This window comes from Rhodococcus sp. T9N (assembly GCF_024436645.1).
GTDB classification, from domain to species: domain Bacteria; phylum Actinomycetota; class Actinomycetes; order Mycobacteriales; family Mycobacteriaceae; genus Rhodococcus_F; species Rhodococcus_F qingshengii.
This window is the reverse complement of record NZ_JAMSKS010000021.1, coordinates 53,305-67,829: the sequence shown is the minus strand read 5'-3', so window position 1 is coordinate 67,829 and position 14,525 is coordinate 53,305. Positions and strand designations below refer to the sequence as shown.

Below are 14,525 nucleotides of genomic sequence, written 5' to 3'. Positions count from 1 at the left end.
CGTCGGTTTCGTTATGCGGATCCCTTGTTCACGAAATCGTCGGCGAGATCCGCCGCGAGTTCGAGGTACGCACGTTCGGTCTTCTTGCTCAGCAGCGACAGGTCGATCGGGCCGCCTTCCCCGAGGTGTTCGTCGAACGGGATGATGCGGACCGCTCGTACGCCTTGTTGGCGGAAGACGTCTTCGAGCTGACTCAGGTCGACTGAGGAGGATCCCGGCCGTGTCGAATTGACCACCACCACTGCCTTTTCCACCAGGCGTTGATGTCCTTGCTCGTTGAGCCATGCCAAGGTGGAGACAGCCGATCGTGCGCCGTCTTGGGCGGTGGGGCTGACCACGACGACTGCATCCGCCTCGTCGAGGATGCCCTTCATCGCTGAATGCATCATGCCGGTTCCACAATCGGTGATGATGATGTTGTAGTGCACTTCCAACGTTTTGAGCGCGTCGAGATAGTCCTGCTCGTTGAAGGCTTCGGAGGTGGCCGGGTCAGTTTCGTTGGCGAGGATTTCCAGACGACTGTCCCCCTGAGAGGTGTAGTGCCTCACATCGCTGTAAGTGCGGATGTGGTGATCTGCCAGCAGGTCTCGAACGGTGTATCGGTGCTCGCGATGCTCGCGATCGGCAAGGGTTCCGGCGTCCGGGTTGGCATCGATCGCGATCACACGGTCACCTCGCAGCGAGGCGAACGTCGACCCCACTGTTTTCGCTGCAGTTGTTTTTCCCACCCCACCTTTGAGAGAAACGAAGGCGATTTTGTACACGCCTCGCGAAGGCTGGTTGATCCGTTTGACCAATTCGAGGTACTCGAGCTCTGCCTGCGACTGACCCGGGTTGACCTTGCCCCCCGTCAATTTGAACAGAAAGCGGCGGAAACCTTTCGCCGGCGGGCGCTTCGCACGACGGATGATGTCGAGGTCGTCGATAGTGCGCCTCGGAGGGGTTGAGGATCGGAAATCAGAGGCGATTCCGGGGTTGACCTGACGCGGTTGAATGGCAGGTCCCTGCGGCGGTGCGCCGTTGTAGTGCTGTTGACCGTATTGGCCTACCACTGGCGCGGCCGGCTGAGCGGTGGAATGAGGGTGGGTCTGACCCGCGCTCAACGGCTGCTGATACTGCGCGGTGTGAGAACGCGGTTCTTCAGTCTGCGGGGCCGAGGCGTTGTATCCACCAGTGCCGCGAGATCCTCGAGTGTCGACGCCGGCGCCTTGAGCAGGAAACGCTGTCGTCGGCGGATCCCATGACGGAGCTGATTCGACTGCGGCGTTGGGCGCACTCGACGAAGTGGTCGGGGGTACAGGCTGCGAGCTCGCCGGCGGCAGGTTCGAGGGCGACACGACCCGGACATTTGCGACCCGCGATGGACCAGGCGGCACCGGCTGTGGGTGCGCAACAGGCGCTTCCTGATTCAGGGTGGAGTCAACGTGGCGGGTGGACGACGGGCTCCTTTGCGCTGTCTCTGACTCCGCGTGAACACTCCGGATGTGATCGAACGGATCGGGCGTAGTCGGTTGCGGCTTGCTCTGACGCGCCTCCTGCGGGGCGATCGGCTGCCAGCCTCCGTTTGCCGCAGGCGCTCCGGCTTCGGTTGCGTGCGTGGGAGCTGACGGGGCGAATGGCTGCGCTGGGGGTGCGGCGTCGACTGGCGATGATCCCTCATGCGGATGTGGTGCGTGACGTGCGACGCGGTCTTCGGTGTGAACTTGATGGCCGCCGCTGTCCAGAGGGTTCTCACCGTCATCGGCGCTGGCATCGAGCCATGGTGGCAATTCGGGATTATTCTGGTCGCTGGACATGGTCCCCCACTTTCGTTGGAAATTCGTTTTGGGCGATTTTGGCGAACGTATCACCGACTGGATACACGACGAGCAGTCAATATCTGCTCCCGTCTCCGGGATTCACACACAGATACGCGCTTCGCACGAAGCGGAGAGACTGCCGATAGGGTTGAAACCCTCATGAAGGGAACAGGATGAGTGCAACTCCGGATGGCTTGAACATGGCCACGCTCAATGCATTCCGCCCTATCCGGCACGATCTGGAGTCAATACGAGCGAAAATCGCTGCACACCTCGAAGATAATGACGGCTACGTCGCGTTCTCCGGCGGTAAGGATTCGCTTGTCGTGCTTCACCTCGCCCTTTCCGTGGAGCCGAATGTTCCCGTCGTCTTCTTCGACTCCGGAGCGGAGTTTCCTGAGACGTACGAATTCGTGCAGCTAGTGGCACAGGAATGGAAGTTGAACTTTCAGGTATATGCGGCAGAGCCCCCATTACTGGAAATGCTCTCCCGAGACGGGGGTTGGCAGCACGAACGTGCGGCGGACTACCCAAAGTCCGTTTCACTGCACGAATCATTGATTGCGGAGCCAGCTCGTCGCGCGCACGCCGACCACGGGCCAGGCGAGATATGGGGTGTACGCGCCGACGAATCTGTCAAAGGCACAGGTCGATGGTCGCTCTATCACAGCAATCTCGCGCTCGAAATCGAACGAAACTGCCGAACGTGTTGTGCCACTAAGGCGGAGCAACGCCGGGCACACGGTGGCTTGATCTCGCGCGCCGACGGAACTCGCGTGATTGGGCCGGCCTGGGATTGGAGCCGCGACGATGTCTGGGGCTACGTGGCTCGACACAAGCTGCCGGCCAACCCGATCTACGACAAACTACGTGGTCTCGGCGTCTCCGACGAAAACTTGCGGGTCAGCCATCTCATCGACGGGCACTTCCTCGAACAAGGCCGGGTCACGTGGCTACGACGCGGATGGCCGACATTGTTCGAGGAAATCGCCGATGTACTTCCCCGTATCCGCGAGTACATCTGACACCTAAGTGTGAAGCGGGTGTTAGTCGCCGATCTTGAACGAGTTTTGGGCGGAGTCGGTGCATTGGAGGTAGGACTCGGCATGGGAGCGGCCGTCGACGTACGGCCAGTTGCAGCGCCATCCTTCCACTGTGGCGAACCGCCCTTGACCTTCGATGACCACCGAAGTGTCATTGAGGTATCGCTCACTGATTGCAAGGGCCGTTGCGCACTCGACAGATCCGGTTAGGACGATCACTGGTTGGACGGCGCCTGTGGCGTGGGGGACGACTGTCCCACACAGGTCGCCAGTAGTTGCGGCGGACGCCGGCGAAATTCCGGGCTGAACCGGCGGGGCAGTACCTGGCTGGAGCTGCGACGTTGGAAAGGGATCAGCAGTTCCGGTGGTGATGCCCGCCTGTCCTCTGACGTCCGTGACGCCCGCCTGAGTGGGTGCTGTGCCGGACGTCGACGAGGCAGACGATTCACTGGTGGCGCTTGTCGTCAACGACTCGTTTTCAGATCCCGAATCGGTACACCCTGCAACTGTGGCCGCGGTCATTGCTGCAATCGCGATGATGCAGCGTCTGGCCGAACGTCGTTTCACAGTGTTCTCCATTGTCTCGTGCTGTTGATTAGTGTTGTACAAGTGCACTTTTCAGTTGCATCCTCTGCCCTACCTCGGTTAGAGTCAGTGCACTGAGATTGCACAGTGAGAGTCGGAGGCATCACCCTTTGGGTGGCCTCCGATTTTTCTTTGCGCCGGCAGTGTTGTTGTTTTCGGGATGCTCGACCGTCGAATCGCCTGAAGCCGGTTCTACGAGGCTGAATGTCGACTTCCCTGCCAGGATCTCGGGGTGCATGAAGATTTCGGGGCGGCCTTGTGCGTCTGTGTAAGCCATGCTGAACCTCTATTTCTCAAGTCGCTTCGGTTGTCGTGATCTCGCGCAGTTGCACGACGATTCTTTCGCCAGGCGGCTGACCAGGCCGTTCGTAAGGGGCGTTGTGTATGGCGACGACTTCGACATGCATTCCTCGGGGCAGCACGTGCGCGGTGTTGTTTCCGCTATCGGATTGCCCCAGGTACATTCCGCGACTGGTTTCGATCTCGAAGGCAACGTCGTTGGGCCCGCGGTGTGCATCCAGTTCGTGAAGTGTGTGAGTGCCGGCCGTGAAGCGGTCGAAGGAAATCACCGCGCCTGGTTGCAGATTCGATGGCCAATCATGCTGCCCCGCTATCGGATGCGGCATCGTGACTTCGGTGTAGACCAGATGGCCTCGACCTGTTTTCGACTCCGCTGATTGGATCGCACGGTCGATCCGTTGGACCTCTTTTCGCTGTTTATCGTCAAGCAGAACAGCATCACCGTTGACTCTCGACAGAGCGGCATTCGTCTCAGCCCATGTCTTCGGGTCCGACACCAAACCGTTCAACGCCCGATGTTGTGTCCCGGGCATTGTGTCAAGGACAGCACGTTTGGCCACCGATCGCGCTTTGCGTTGTCTCGAACTCAAGTTTTTGCGGAGCTCGATCTCACCGGGCAAGTTGCGGCGCAATCTCGCATCTGTGATCGGGGCAGTTCCCGGCCGAGGAAATGCGCGGTTGAGGTCCTTCGAAGCTCGGGTCAGGCTCATCCCTTCGGTGGCCGAGTCGAGGTTCCGTGCGGAAGCTCTTTCCTTCTCTCGCTCCGCATATCGTTGTTCCGGGATGACGAGAGCTTGCTTCTTCGTCGCTATATTCGAGTTTCCGCCGTCGACATCGACGACACCGGATACTCCGTCAGGGCTCGACCTGGTGTAACTGCGAGACATAGGGGTCCACTTCCTCGAACGAGTCAACTCACGCCGTTTTGCGATGCGGAGTGGGAACTTGAGTCCCCAAGGTCATCGCAGTGTCGAGGACGTCGGAGATGTTCCTGCTGGTTCGCCCGCACATCGCGCATTGGGCGGGAAGGTGCTGGGTGACGAGTTCCACGAAATGTATGTGGCACACCAAATGCGGAGTCGGGGTCCACCCGGCGCAGCAGTCTCTCAAAGTAAGAGCCCACTGCGCCGGACGGGTATGAGTCACGTCGACGCCGGCTTGTTTCTCCAGTTCGCAGCTGGTGCAGCTCGGGAGGACACGTACGACCGAATCGATATCGAGCGGCGAGTTGTGGTCCATCGTGAACTCCTCTGTTCTGCAAAGCTGGCAGGCGATTTAGTCGTTGGTACCGGTGCTGCTGGTCTGTTCACCGGTGTGATTCGGTGATGCGGGCGGTGCAGCCTGGGACGTTGTTTCGGCGACGGCCCGCTTCTGTCGACGAGCCTTCTTCTTCTTCTTCGGCGCCGAGTAGCCCATATCTGTGAGTTCACGCGCTGTCCAGCCACCGGAAATGGCTGTGTCGTATGCGGTTTTGATCGTGTCTTCCGCACGCGCGTGCTCTGCGTCAAGCGATTCGAGTTCCTGGGCGTGCTTGGCAAGGAGAACCTCGCGCTGATCGAGTATTTCCTGCGCAGAGGCTTGCGCCTCACCAATTGCTCCGACAAGCGATACACGTGCTTGAAGAGCTTTGTGTGCCAGTGCCTCAGCGCTCTTGCGTGCTGTATCCACTGCCTTCTTGTTGGTCGGTGTGGGGCTCATCTGTCATTTCTCCTTGGGTTATCTCCGGATCCAGACCGCGTGCGAGTGAAGCGCTGTGAAGGTCACCGGTGGTGCCCCTCAGCGCGTAGTCGCGGGCGACTTTGACATCCTCCCCGCCCTCACGGACTGAGATCTCCTGATAGCTCACGCTACCGAGGTGGTTGGTGCGGCACGCAGGCGTGACTGATGCACCCGATCCCCCGAATGCCCTCGGGTTGGCGAATCGATGGCGAAAGCGCGATCACGGATGTTGATCGCGGCATTGGTGTCCGCATGATGCGCGAAACCGCAACCCTGGCACCGGAAAACCGCTTGGCTGTCACGATTTTCCGGGCATGTGTGTCCGCAGTTCGAGCATTGCTGCGAAGTGTACGCGGCAGAGACCGCATACACAGGCATCTTGTGGTCGAGGCGTTGGGCGAATTTCCCCCAACACGAGGCCAGGATCGCCCGGTTCAAGCTGGACTTCGCGCGCCCACCGTTCGAGAGGAAGCTTCCCGGACGGTCGGGGTCCGGTTTCGGTTGCGCGCGGCGGGTCATGTTCGCGATCGGCAGATTCTCCACCGCCGCAGCGCAATACACGGCGGCGATTTCGGTGGTGGTTTGTTCGATCCAGTCACCGCGCCGGTCCGCCAACCGTAACCGCAACCTACCCAACTTCGCTTTCGTGCGGTCCCGGTTCGCTGACCCCTTCAGCTGCCGGGCCAGGCGCCGTTGCAGTGCCACGAACCGGACCTGCTCCCCGGCAGTGAACCCGGGGGCATGGAACATGCGACCATCACTTGTGGCGACCGAATTCGCCACACCACGATCAATACCCACCAGCGCCGTGGTGCACGCGTCCCTGCGAGGTGCGGGCGGAGTCGTCAGGCTCACCGTCCACCGCCCGTTCACACACCCCACCCGCGCCGACGTGGCCGCGCAGATGTCCACCCAGGTCCGGGAGATACGGAACCGCACCCACCCGGCCTTTGGCACCAGAATCTCACCCCACCCGCGATTGACTCGCCGCACCGACAGATCACGAACCACGAACCCCTGCCGGGCATTCGAACGCTTCTTGAACGTCGGGAACCCAGCGCGACGGGCGAAAAAGTTGGTGAACGCTCGATCGAGATCCCGCAACGCTCCCTGCTGCACCACAGTAGAACCCGCTCGCAGCCAGTCGAATTCACGCCGGGCCTCGGTGAGATCCCGCATCTGCGACGCGGCCGTGATCTTCTGTCGGAAACGGCGCCGAGACTGCGTCCACCACGAGCGCTGCTCCAACCCGAGGTTGTAGACGAAACGAGCGTGATCGCAATGCATCACCAACGCATCGAGCTGCGCACCCTCAATCGGGTAGACGCGCTGAACGATGCTCATACCGGCATATTCACACACGCCACCGACACACCTTCGCACACCGACAACAAAGCGCTCGCTGCCACCCGCCCACGCAGTGGGTGTACGTGAGATTTTGACAGTGCCCTCCCCGATCAGTTTGTTGGTTCGGACCATAACGACGACCCAATACACTTTGGACACGTCATTTGTGAGATATAGCCGTTAACCTGCGAAGAGAGCAGAAAGTGATCCTCTGAACACTGGCGGTTCAGAGGATGATGTGAGTATGGATCTTGCCGTTACCAGGCGAGTTCCGGTTCCTTTCAACCGTTCAGGGCGAGGGCTAGCGCACAACCTGCGACAAGACCCGGGCCGGCGGCAATTTCTCGTGCTGTCTCGGTTGATCGAGTTATGCGCCTATGAATGATCGTGCCGATCGCCACTGGGAACAAGACGATTACCGGCCAAATCAGCCCGGCAACTACGCTCGGCCAACCCTGATATCCGAGCACAAATCCTAGACTCAGGCTTAACCTGACGTCACCCAATCCCACCCCTCCCCTTGTGGCCCACGCGGCAAGCAGGTACATCAGCGCTGTCGCGAAACCGCCCGAGACCACACGAAGGATCGCTGACGCATCTGAATCAAGCAGCCCTGCAACGACAATCAGCAAAAGCGTCAGTGTCGCTGCGGTGTAGGCGGCGGAAGTCGGAATTCGCATCGTTGCTTGATCAACGACCGCACACCACACAGCAATAGTCGACAGTGCCAGGACGGCAGGCAACGCTGCTCCCATGTTCGCGAATTCTGTTGCCAGAAGCCAGAAAACGGCCGTGAAGATAGAGGCAATGTGGGTAGCTGCGCTGGTGACTTCGAAGGGGATATCCGCATCTCTGCACCACACAGTGACAGCGGTTCGCAAACCGTGCGACGCCATCACGGCGCAGATCAGAGTAATTCCCACGGCAAGTGCGCCAGAAACCACACGATTTTGGGCGTGGAGTGCCGCAGCAGTGCTATCAAGAAGTGTCACGACTCCCGATGCAAAGAGGACAACGAGAAGAGAGACGAGAACTCGCCTGGTGGACAACTGTGGTCGCGCGGCGCTACGCAACATCCGAAACACTCTCCCCATGAGCGGCACTCTTCGTTCTCATTCGAGCACGATAACGGACCAGTCGCGTGTTGGCTGCTCGCTCGTCGCAGCTGAGGACGTCGGCCAGTCGCGCGACGGGCCACTTTTGCGACAACGCCACCTTCACAATCGCCTCCTGATCTGCGAGGGTGAGATTGATGGAGCGCTCCCCATTCAGGCGACGTTCGACGGCAACAGGATCGAGCGATTTGAGACCTCGGGGACGGTGCGGGCGGGCTCGATAGTCGTCGATCTCATCGTCATCCCACGCCAACGGAGGCGCCCAGCCCTGAACATCGCGCGCCCAATCTCGAACTGCGGGATTCGGAGCTTCCGATGTCATCGAAAGCTCGTCGTATAGACGATCGATCGACTCCCACAACGCAACACGAATCAAGCCCTTCTCGGGCAAGGATTCCAGTACTGCCTGCGAAACACCCAGGCGCTGTGCCAGATCACTGAACGGGAACCCCATCGCGACCAGCGCACGGATGCGTCGTTGCGCACCCACACCCGGAGTCCTCTTCCGATCGTCAGAAGGGTGAAACGTCACGGCAAGCACTCGTTGCGCGACGGATGCATCGATCGACTTTTGTGTTTGCGAACTGATCGTAGAAAGCGCCTTGAGGCTGACCTTCGCCGAGCGCGCGATCATGCGTCGAGTCAGTCCGGCTTCTTCAAGAACTTCCAGATGCCGGCGCGATCCGTCGGAATTGAAAACCGTGGTGGACCTCAGGCGGCGGGAGGTTGTCCTAAACGTCCCGCCGCCGGAGGAGGAGCGACGTGAAACGTCGTCCAACCGGGATCTGGAGTCAGGGGACCAACCCGTTCTCACAGACTCCGGCTCCGCGGACCGGTAAGCCGGCCTGCTCTCCACTCTAGCGGTGGAAGCCGGCAGCGGAAACAGCCCGTCGTCTTCGTCGGTCGGCGAAGTCAGTGTGCACGGTGCAGAAGGCATGCGCGAAACAGCGTTATCCAAGGACATTGGATTCTCTTTTCGGTTGTGTGTGCACGGATGGTCAGTCCGTGTCCCAGCTAGCGATTCGGACGATACCGCAGCGTCGACCTCGTCGTCCAGGTTGACCGATGCGATGCGACCGATCACAACCGATCCCCAGACGCGAGCCGGCGATCGATCCGTCGCTCATGGAGCGCCCGAAGTGCGCTGAATCCGCACACCGATGCAGCGATCAAGACCGCCCCACAGATAACGAGGCGAGGTAAGTCGAGACCACCGATCTGGCCTGGAAACGTCAAGAGTGGCGACTCCGACGCGGCGACAAGGATTTTCCGCTCGACTAGCCAGGTCAGCGAACTTCCCCACCACCCGGGCACGAGCGCGATGACCAGCGGGACGGCGAATGGTGTCAGACACAGCAACAGGAAAATATCCGAGTCCGACAAGGTGTTTCGAGAATTCGAGTTCGTCATGGATTTGTCCTTGTCTATTGAACTGGTTGTGGTTCAGGCGAATTCGAGAGCTCGACGCCGCGAGACCTCGCCGTCCCCTGGGACCGACAGAACGCCTTCGGAGTCGCCGTCACCGCGCCAGGTGATGGCGTAGTGGTCGTCGTCGAATTCGTCCGGGCCCGGGTCACTGTCGACCACGGCCCAGTGGTCGGTGTCCTCGTCAACACAGATCAAGTCGCCTACCTGGATGTCCCCTGGAGAGCTCGCGGCGGGTTCGCTGAAGCCTTCCCAGTCATCCTCGACAACGTCATCGGCAAGCAACTCCGGAACGACAGTGAGTGCGGGCCGGGCGTGGGCAGACTCGGCAGCGTCAAGGAGATCTTTGGTGCGGGGTAGCCGCTTGGAGTAGATTCCGAGAATTTCGAGCGGGGTGGCGCCTCGGGCGCTATCGCGCGATCTTCCTTTGGCGCGCATCGCGACTGGATCGCTGTAGGGATGGTCCTCTGCACGTCCCCACGGCGCCATCGCGTAGTTGTGGAATCTCAGTTCGACTTCTTCCGAGTCGCCTTTGTCGATGTCGACCTCGTCTGGTTCGGGGTCGAGAATCAGCAGGCGCGGATGGCGAGCCACTGCGGGGCGAAGTACCTCGAAAAGCTCGTAACCTTCATCGCCCGGGCCCACCTTGCGCGGATCCGGTGTGCGATACGTCTGGATCTCCACTGCGTCATTCGCGTCGTTGACCGTGGTGGCGCGGCCGCGGCATCCCCGCGGAATTGAAGTGCCGATACTCATCGACTCCCACATCATCTGCGCACCTTGTGGGGAGAGTCTGCCCATGGAGACGCGCATCCGGAAGTTGTCGCGCATGTCGCCACCGAAATATTCGGCGTCCGGGCGCTGGGTGCCGAGAACCATATGCACCCGGGAGGTTCGACCTTTACGGGCGATTGATCCGACCTCCTGCAATGTACGAGGCTTGGTGGGATCGCCCTTGCCTTTGATCATCGAGTACCAGTTGAGAAGGTTGCCGCGGAAATCCGCGAACTCGTCGATGAACAGCACCAAAGGTTCGAAGTCGGTTTCTTGAGCTTCTCCGGCGATGATCGCTGCGTATCGCTCTTCCATGACTTGCCATGCACGATGGATGACAGCGACTTGATGAGCGATCTGTGCCGCAACGATCTGCACGTTCGGCCAGTCCTGGAAACCGAGGAATTCGACTCCCTTGCCGTCTACGACCCACACGATCCAGCCGTTCGCCGTGACCTCGGTGAGAACCGTGTGAGCGGTCACTGTCTTTCCCGTTCCGGAGGAACCGACCAACATCATGTGTGGGTCAACCGCTGGACGCCAGTACATGACGTGACCGTCTTCGTCGATGCCGTACGGGATCTTGACGCTGTCGTAGTTGATCAAGGGGTTGTCGTCGGAAAGAACGGGAGCGGGATGCCACACGTTCTTCTTGAAATTCGGACGGACCTCGAATCGAACAGTGTCCTTTTCCAGTTCCCACTTGGCCCGCCAGCGCCCTGGCAACAATCCTGAGACCGTCCGCTCGATTCGGTTGCGATACCCAGACGGAGCAATTTTCGTTCCGACTTCGTGGCTGGCTTCCAACGCACGCAACTCGCCCGTTTCAGGATCGAACTCCGTTTTCGTGATCTTGCAGGTCGGCCCGAGCAACGTCAGAACGGTGCGCTTCGCACGAGCGATGCTGGCGACTTCCTCAACAGTTTTTTCGTCGCTGGCGCGAGTCGGAACGAAGATGATCCGGCGGCGGCGCGCGTCGTGCTTCTGCAATCGGTACTCGCCCCACGCCTGACTGGAAAGCACCTCGTTGATACGCGCGATGAAGTGCTCGTCGAGCGCCAATTTTGCCGACGCGTATCGGATCACGAGGCGGCCGGGACGTCCAGGCCACCCTCGCATGTCCCACCGGCTGGCTTTGATGGTTTCCCGACTTGGCGTGGCAAGTCCTAGTTGAGGGCTGAGCTGTTCGATCGCACGGTCGACCTCGACGTCACGCAGTTTCGTGCGATAGCCCAGAGCCCCCACACCGATTGCGGTTGCACCGCTGACTGCGGCGATCGGCACTGTCCAGACACTTTGATCGACGATCGGGGCGAGACTGGCGAAGACTGTTCCTCCGGCGGCAGTGATGGTGGCGTTGCGCAGCCAGGGGTGCGGGCGCGCTTCAAGTGGCGGAGACTGTGCGGCGATCTGGCGTGCGGAGGCCAGTTCCATCGCGCGCGAAACGCCCTTTTCCATCGAGGCGGTCATGCAGTCACCTCCCGCAGAGGAAGGCAGTGCACGCAAGATCCGAGTTGGACGAGAGTCGCCGCCGGCCCATCCTTCTGCGCTTCTCCGCTCGGGAACGAGCGACTTGCAACAATCCGCGCCGAACTACCGGTGACACCGAACTCGAGGACCGAGGTGATCATCGGTTTCTGCTTCGCATTGGCTGTGCTTGTCGGATCCGCTGTGGTCTTCACCGTTCGTACCTCCGTCTCAGCGAGCCGGAATTTTTGGCTCTCGTAAGAGAGGAGGTTCGGGTGAGCACGGCCTGTGACAGGTCGGCACAAACTTTTTTTGCCAGCGTGGTCGGCCGATGGTGGACGGTGCGTGGGTCACCGGTGACCTACCGATCGGTGATCGAGGTGAATCTCCTGGTTGAAAGGTTTTCGGTGGACACCCCCTTGACAGGGGAGGTACGCTCCGACGTGACGAGCTTGCGAGTCTAAGGATGGAGCGCATCCCCCCAGCCCGGGGCCATATTGCGTTATTGCCACAGCTGCGTCAGCGCAGGAACTCTTGCAGTCAGATCTGTGTGGAGCGCCCTTACAGACACCTTCCAATCGACGGTCAACGGCAAGCCGTGTGGACACATGACAAAAAGGCCGAGACCACATTCATCGGATGTGGTCTCGGCCTTCTGGCGAAAGTTCAGAGAGTGATCAGTACGCAGTCTTCATCGGTTGGCAAGTGCTGACCTGCCAACCTGTGGAGCTGTACTCCACTCGGATAGCCAGCTCGAGGCCGGTGTCGTAGGTGGCGATGAAGTCTGAAACAGAAGCTCCGGTGGAGTATTCGGCGAGGTCGACCAGCTGCGCCTGCTGCACCCGGCGAATATCTGTGCTCGTGTAGGCCTCCGCCAGATGTGGGGTCACCCACCTGCTCACACGTTCGAGCCAGTCGGCGCCGGGCGTGGTGAAGTCTTGTGCGAAGCCGCGGGCGACCACCCTGTACTGGCCGGCAACTCCCATCGGGGTGTTGTGGTCGGCGTCCGTGCCGTCGCCATGGTCTGCTTCCGTTTCGGTCGGCGGAGCCACTGCCACGTATGTCGTGGGGGGCGACTCCGAGGGCGGTGAGGAATTGTCCGGTCGATCGAGAACCAGCGTGTAGAGCAGGAATCCGCTGATCAGAGCTATGGCAACGACTGCGAGCTTATGTCGGCGCAGTCCGGCAATGATCGCCCGTGAGCGTGGTGGTTGCTTCTGCTCGGTGGACTCGTTTTCCTCCGAGAACTCCTGGTCATCGGGGTTGTCCTGCGGTGGCAATGACATCGCGTGCTTCTCTCTTTCAGGGGGTCAGGCCCATGTTCTGCAGATACGGCATCGGATCTGTGCTTTTGCCGTCCACCCGAACTTCGAAGTGCAAGTGGTCGCCGGTGGAGTCTCCGGTTGTCCCGACTCCACCGATTTCCGTTCCCGCGCTCACCTGATCTCCGACCTTGACTTTGATCGCGCCGTCGACTTGGTGGGCGTATCGGGTCTCAGTGTTGCCGGTGGTGATGACAACACAGTTCCCGTAGCCATCGCCGACGTTGCTCGCTTGGGTCACGGTGCCTCCTGTCACGGCGAAAATCGGGGTCCCGGAGGCTGCTCCGAAGTCGAGACCGGCATGCATCTGCCCGTCTGTTCCGGTGGGGTTGGAGCGGTAGCCGTAGCCGGAGGTGATCGTGTATTTGCCTGGGTCGACGGGTAGTCGCGCGTTTCCGTCACCGACCGCGCCGGCGCCGGGAGCTGCGATCGCGGCATTGCCGTAGACACTGACGTGGACATGGTCACGGTGGGCAACGGTGTCGGTGCTGTTTCCACCGAGGGGGTAGTCGTAGGGTCCCCAACTTCCGGGTTGTCCTACCGCATCCTGGCTTCGCGTCCAGATTTTCTCGTACCAGATGACGTACTTGACGCCCAATGCATCAGCGTTCTTGACGACGAAATCCGCGATCGCATCGCCCTTGGCTCGGCCGGCGGGGGTGCGGTAGTCGTCGTCGCCTTCGGTCATCATCGCGTCGACGGCGCGGCCTTCTTGATGATCCCGATCGACGCCCGATGGGCGATCGCCGACATTCGCCCAGGGCCGCTCTCCGAAGGTTTCGGTGATGCACCGCATCACTCGGAGGGCGTCGGGTGTGAGTCCCTTTTCGGCAGGATTGTTGGTCGGTGCACAGTCCATTGCCGCGCCGCCACCACACAGGACGTCGGCAACGTCGAGTTCGAAACTGTCGCCTACGTTGATCGGGCTGTCGCCCACGTCCTGCGGTCCGCCCGAGACGGGCTTGTCATATTGCGGGGGCAGCGCGGGCGCATCTTTGCTTGCGCCCTTGTTCTCCGCATACAAGCGGCGAGCAATGATCTCGTCGTCGGCGTAGGCGTCGGGGTACAGCGAAACCTGCACCTTCTGCGCGGCAACGGTGACCGGCAACGCTTCCCATCCGGGCACCTTTTTGAGTGCTTCGTAAAACTTGATCGCGGCGATCTGCGGGTTCATCAGCTCGTCCATCGTTCCCCACCACGGATACTGCTGTTGAAACGGATTCACGCTGCCGTGATCGTTGCCGACCGCGTCGTGCGGGTAGTTCAGGGACTTACCGACATCCATTTGATCCGCTGCCAAGATGCCGGTTCCGTCGTTCGCGTAGTTCTTGAATCCGGATTCTTGGGATGCGGTGGAGAGCGCGACGATGATGCCCTGATCGGAGAAGCCCATCTGTTCGCCGACGGCAATGATCGTGCGGACGATCTCGGTTTGTTTTCCGGCCAGAACGGAGGGGTCGGTCGGCGCCACTTCGGCGCCGGCAGGTGGCATGACTGCCGGGCCGCCGCAACTTGTCGAGGCGTCCGATCCGCTGCGGAGCAGCATCATGATCGGGATGGCAACGATCAGGACAGCGCCCATTACTGGAACGAGAGCGATCGCGATCCAGTGCTTGTAGGTCATCGACG

At 60.6% G+C, this 14,525-nt stretch carries 13 protein-coding genes; 1 reads left to right on the top strand and 12 read right to left on the bottom strand.

The features are described 5' to 3' along the window. Positions 1-11: 11 nt before the first annotated feature. Complete coding sequence (locus M1L53_RS26995; RefSeq protein ID WP_230793542.1) at positions 12-1,337, bottom strand: MinD/ParA family protein; 1,326 nt, start codon at positions 1,335-1,337, stop codon at positions 12-14. 635 nt (positions 1,338-1,972) lie between these two features. On the opposite strand from M1L53_RS26995, the gene M1L53_RS26990 reads away from it, so the two are divergent. Next, positions 1,973-2,824 carry a phosphoadenosine phosphosulfate reductase family protein gene (locus M1L53_RS26990; protein ID WP_230793541.1) on the top strand — a complete coding sequence of 284 codons (852 nt, stop codon included), beginning with the start codon at positions 1,973-1,975 and terminating at the stop codon, positions 2,822-2,824. A gap of 21 nt (positions 2,825-2,845) precedes the next feature. Here the strand turns inward: M1L53_RS26990 and M1L53_RS26985 are convergent, their stop codons facing one another. From M1L53_RS26985 to M1L53_RS26935, 11 genes are all read right to left on the bottom strand, one after another. Beyond that, positions 2,846-3,409: a hypothetical protein gene (locus M1L53_RS26985; protein WP_230793540.1), complete on the bottom strand. Its 564-nt coding sequence runs from the start codon at positions 3,407-3,409 to the stop codon at positions 2,846-2,848. Positions 3,410-3,720: 311 nt separating this feature from the next. Then, positions 3,721-4,614: a hypothetical protein gene (locus tag M1L53_RS26980; protein ID WP_046380369.1), complete on the bottom strand. Its 894-nt coding sequence runs from the start codon at positions 4,612-4,614 to the stop codon at positions 3,721-3,723. Positions 4,615-5,002: 388 nt separating this feature from the next. Next, a complete protein-coding gene (locus tag M1L53_RS26975; protein WP_230793538.1) occupies positions 5,003-5,425 on the bottom strand; it encodes a hypothetical protein in 423 nt (140 codons plus the stop codon). Positions 5,426-5,569: 144 nt separating this feature from the next. Further along, complete coding sequence (locus tag M1L53_RS26970) at positions 5,570-6,790, bottom strand: transposase (RefSeq protein ID WP_230793537.1); 1,221 nt, start codon at positions 6,788-6,790, stop codon at positions 5,570-5,572. A gap of 284 nt (positions 6,791-7,074) precedes the next feature. After that, entirely contained in the window at positions 7,075-7,785 is a 711-nt protein-coding gene (locus M1L53_RS26965; protein ID WP_230793536.1) for a prepilin peptidase, read from the bottom strand. 73 nt (positions 7,786-7,858) lie between these two features. After that, positions 7,859-8,398, bottom strand: coding sequence for a hypothetical protein (locus M1L53_RS26960; protein WP_144245812.1), 540 nt, complete (start codon positions 8,396-8,398; stop codon positions 7,859-7,861). A 590-nt stretch (positions 8,399-8,988) separates the two neighbouring features. Continuing rightward, entirely contained in the window at positions 8,989-9,318 is a 330-nt protein-coding gene (locus M1L53_RS26955) for a hypothetical protein (RefSeq protein WP_030537893.1), read from the bottom strand. A 33-nt stretch (positions 9,319-9,351) separates the two neighbouring features. Beyond that, the gene (locus M1L53_RS26950) at positions 9,352-11,577 is read right to left on the bottom strand and encodes an FtsK/SpoIIIE domain-containing protein (RefSeq protein ID WP_230793535.1); all 2,226 of its coding nucleotides are present in this window, start codon (positions 11,575-11,577) and stop codon (positions 9,352-9,354) included. After that, positions 11,574-11,789 carry a hypothetical protein gene (locus M1L53_RS26945; protein WP_215516267.1) on the bottom strand — a complete coding sequence of 72 codons (216 nt, stop codon included), beginning with the start codon at positions 11,787-11,789 and terminating at the stop codon, positions 11,574-11,576. The genes M1L53_RS26950 and M1L53_RS26945 overlap by 4 nt, the downstream gene beginning before the upstream one ends. A 462-nt stretch (positions 11,790-12,251) precedes the next feature. Then, a complete protein-coding gene (locus M1L53_RS26940) occupies positions 12,252-12,860 on the bottom strand; it encodes a hypothetical protein (protein WP_046380365.1) in 609 nt (202 codons plus the stop codon). 16 nt (positions 12,861-12,876) lie between these two features. After that, on the bottom strand, positions 12,877-14,520 hold the full coding sequence (locus M1L53_RS26935) for a M23 family metallopeptidase (protein WP_230793534.1): 1,644 nt from the start codon (positions 14,518-14,520) through the stop codon (positions 12,877-12,879). Positions 14,521-14,525: the final 5 nt, after the last annotated feature.

Coding starts and splice junctions, on each gene's coding strand:
- M1L53_RS26940 (WP_046380365.1), bottom strand. CDS start 12,860: ATGTCATTGCCACCGCAGGACAACCCCGATGACCAGGAGTTCTCGGAG.
- M1L53_RS26980 (WP_046380369.1), bottom strand. CDS start 4,614: ATGTCTCGCAGTTACACCAGGTCGAGCCCTGACGGAGTATCCGGTGTC.
- M1L53_RS26950 (WP_230793535.1), bottom strand. CDS start 11,577: ATGACCGCCTCGATGGAAAAGGGCGTTTCGCGCGCGATGGAACTGGCC.
- M1L53_RS26990 (WP_230793541.1), top strand. CDS start 1,973: ATGAGTGCAACTCCGGATGGCTTGAACATGGCCACGCTCAATGCATTC.
- M1L53_RS26955 (WP_030537893.1), bottom strand. CDS start 9,318: ATGACGAACTCGAATTCTCGAAACACCTTGTCGGACTCGGATATTTTC.
- M1L53_RS26970 (WP_230793537.1), bottom strand. CDS start 6,790: ATGAGCATCGTTCAGCGCGTCTACCCGATTGAGGGTGCGCAGCTCGAT.
- M1L53_RS26935 (WP_230793534.1), bottom strand. CDS start 14,520: ATGACCTACAAGCACTGGATCGCGATCGCTCTCGTTCCAGTAATGGGC.
- M1L53_RS26975 (WP_230793538.1), bottom strand. CDS start 5,425: ATGAGCCCCACACCGACCAACAAGAAGGCAGTGGATACAGCACGCAAG.